The sequence below is a fragment of the Staphylococcus sp. ACRSN genome, from assembly GCF_022346615.1.
Classification (GTDB): domain Bacteria; phylum Bacillota; class Bacilli; order Staphylococcales; family Staphylococcaceae; genus Staphylococcus.
This window is the reverse complement of the sequence record NZ_JAKRNS010000030.1, coordinates 1-536: the sequence shown is the minus strand read 5'-3', so window position 1 is coordinate 536 and position 536 is coordinate 1. Positions and strand designations below refer to the sequence as shown.

The window sequence follows — 536 nt, the reverse complement described above, 5'->3', positions numbered from 1 at the left end:
TGTTTGATTAGCTCATAAAATACTAATTTGTGTTATCATTAACACGTTTTTGAACCAACGAATTATCGTTGTGTTCGGAATTAACGTTGACATATTGCGATTCAGTTTTCAATGTTCATTTGGATAATTTAAAAATATGGTGGAGACTAGCGGGATCGAACCGCTGACCTCCTGCGTGCAAAGCAGGCGCTCTCCCATCTGAGCTAAGCCCCCATTTTTAAAAGAGTCGGGAAGACAGGATTCGAACCTGCGACCCCTTGGTCCCAAACCAAGTGCTCTACCAAGCTGAGCTACTTCCCGTATATAATTGTAGTGATTAATTTAAAATGGCGCGCCCGATAGGAGTCGAACCCATAACCTCTTGATCCGTAGTCAAGCACTCTATCCAGTTGAGCTACGGGCGCTATTTTAAAAGATGGTGCCGAGGACCGGAATCGAACCGGTACGGTGATCTCTCACCGCAGGATTTTAAGTCCTGTGCGTCTGCCAGTTCCGCCACCCCGGCAAAAATAATGGAGCAGAAGACGGGATTCGAA

General features: G+C 45.7%; 4 tRNA genes. All 4 read right to left on the bottom strand.

Annotated features, from left to right (window positions below):
* Positions 1-137: 137 nt before the first annotated feature.
* Positions 138-213 (bottom strand) — tRNA-Ala (locus tag MHZ36_RS14270).
* 13 nt (positions 214-226) lie between these two features.
* Positions 227-300: transfer RNA gene (locus tag MHZ36_RS14265), tRNA-Pro, on the bottom strand.
* A 27-nt stretch (positions 301-327) separates the two neighbouring features.
* Positions 328-404, bottom strand: a tRNA-Arg gene (locus tag MHZ36_RS14260).
* Between the two features lie 12 nt (positions 405-416).
* Positions 417-505 (bottom strand) — tRNA-Leu (locus MHZ36_RS14255).
* Positions 506-536 lie beyond the last annotated feature (31 nt).